This window comes from Pyrobaculum sp. (genome assembly GCF_049971835.1).
Classification (GTDB): Archaea; Thermoproteota; Thermoprotei; order Thermoproteales; family Thermoproteaceae; genus Pyrobaculum.
Map to the genome: position 1 here is coordinate 1 of NZ_JBMFKV010000276.1, position 2,115 is coordinate 2,115.

At 51.9% G+C, this 2,115-nt stretch carries 3 protein-coding genes; 1 reads left to right on the plus strand and 2 read right to left on the minus strand.

Annotated features, from left to right (window positions below; translation table 11 throughout):
• Nucleotides 1-354, plus strand: a 354-nt coding sequence (locus ACP5J3_RS13600; protein WP_428496178.1) for a hypothetical protein, incomplete at its 5' end; no start/stop codon positions are given.
• Here the strand turns inward: ACP5J3_RS13600 and ACP5J3_RS13605 are convergent.
• On the minus strand, nucleotides 335-841 hold the full coding sequence (locus ACP5J3_RS13605) for a methyltransferase domain-containing protein (protein ID WP_428496179.1): 507 nt from the start codon (nucleotides 839-841) through the stop codon (nucleotides 335-337). The genes ACP5J3_RS13600 and ACP5J3_RS13605 overlap by 20 nt on opposite strands.
• A complete protein-coding gene (locus ACP5J3_RS13610; RefSeq protein ID WP_428496180.1) occupies nucleotides 838-1,812 on the minus strand; it encodes a class I SAM-dependent methyltransferase in 975 nt (324 codons plus the stop codon). Before ACP5J3_RS13610 ends, ACP5J3_RS13605 begins: the two co-directional genes overlap by 4 nt.
• Nucleotides 1,813-2,115 lie beyond the last annotated feature (303 nt).

The window sequence follows — 2,115 nt, forward strand, 5'->3', positions numbered from 1 at the left end:
ATGCTGGGTAGACTAGAGAATGTGCATACCGCTACGGTGGCTAGCTATCTGGGGAGGGAGGATGATATTATTATATCTGTGTTTGGGAAGGAACAAGTGGGTGGTTGTAATACCTACTATCTGCAGGATCCCTACATTCCCAATGTTCAGCATAGTAGGCAGAAGAATGCCCTGTATTCTATAGGCTCTAGTGAGATTCTGCTGTCAAGCGTCGACGCTTGCAAAAAGCAGTTGGGGGGTAGTTCGAATAAGCGTTACAGTAAAGATGTGTATAAAGGTCTTGAGAAGCTTCACAAGATGATTGAAGAGTTGCAGAGGCTTGAGAAGAGGGTGGTCAGGGCGCGGGGCTTATAACGAAGTTTTGCATATCTCTACGCACGTTTCGTCTTACTATTTTCCACTTTGCCAGCTGTGTAATCAGCTCGTCTACGCCGTAGTCTAGGGCTAGTGGGTGCTTGACTTTGTAGGTCTCCACGACAATGTGGCTTCTTGCGATTCTCACCGCCTCTTCAAGCGCCACCGGCCAATGGCTTTTGTCTTCTAGAAACATCAAAACGTGTGTTAGGAGCACCGCGTCGAATGATCTGTCGCGGAATGGCATGTGTGTTGGGTACGCTACTACGTCGGGTTTTGTGTCTGGTATTGAGTCCATCCGCACGGCCCATGCGCCTATTTTTTCTAGGTAGGTGGAATTGCGCCAGTTGCTACAGCCGAAGTCCAGCACCCTTTTAGGCGGGTTTTTTGCCGCTTCGAGGAGCATCTTAACACCTGTGCTTCTTGGACTTCTCTTGACTATGGGGCACTTGGCGCAGTAGTGTTGTCTAAGGACTCTTATCCTCATAGCTCCACCACGGCTTGGTACTGGCTGTCTCCAAGCCTTCTTACGGCTTTTACGCGGCCCCACTTACTGGCGGTGTCTAGGAATTGGCGGTAGTCGACGTAGCGGCCGCTTAGCGCGTTGTACACCGAGAAGGCGACTGCCCTCTTTGCCACTCTCTTGATTTCTGCCACGGCCTCTTCTGGTCTGTGGAGGAAGTTGTAGACGTTCCAGAAGATGGCTACGTCGACGCCGCGGCTTCTTATCGGTAGCATGTGCGCGTCTCCAACGACTCGGTCTATCAATAGCCCGTTTCCTCTCGCTCGCAGTATCGTCTCGTCTATGTCTAGCAGTATTACGTGCCGGGCGCCCCATCTTATCGTCGCCGCGCCCTTGGTGCCGAAGCCGCTTCCCACGTCTAGCACCACGGCGTCTCTGTAGTCTACGGCGGCTAGTATTGGCGGTATTGAGTACTTCGCCGCTCTGGATCTAACTACGGTGGGTCTGCCGCCTCTGATAAGCGCCGGGTTTGGCACTACGATGCCTCTCTCTGCAAGTTTTGTGATTTCGTCCCACATCTCCCTAGCCGGTAGCTTTGCCCCTACTCCGTATTGAGCAAATACGCTGTCTGCCGAGTATCCGCCGAATATCTCAAGCGTTGCTGGGTAGAGCACGCGGAGTAGAGACACGACAAATGCTGTTTTCGCAACGTCCATCCCGGCGCACTCGGCCACCTTTTTGACAGACGTGGGCCGTGTGGAGAGGCATGATACGGTTTTCACCATGGCTCTTCCCAGGGGCGTTGCTGTCACAGCATCCCTCCTCACTACTAAGACGCCGTTGCGTATCTCGGCAAGGCCCATGTCCACATATCGTCTCAATGGAGGCATCCTCCTAACATCCACGGCGCAGGGTACCTCATACCTCCTCAGGTTCCCCACCTTCGCTCTTACAACGGCCACGATGTCCTCAACCCAGAAATTTACAGTCAGCATTTCTCCGTTGCCCACAAGGCGTGATACTAAGTCGCAGCTTACTTCATTGCTATGTGTTATCAATGGTGCCAACAAAAGCCGTGAGGCTGATGTGACGTTAATAATATCATTCCTAAGGTTTCCTAAAAGTTCTTGAACCCCGAGACATCTGTCACGCAAAAAGTACTGTGTATAAATACCGGTTGGTACCAACTGACGTGTCTCAGCTACTGGGCTTCTCCTTCTTAGAAGAGCCATTCAGGGCGTTTGATGAGGCTTATTTAAAGTATCGTACTTTTGTGCTGGCGTTTTCGGGGGGCAAGG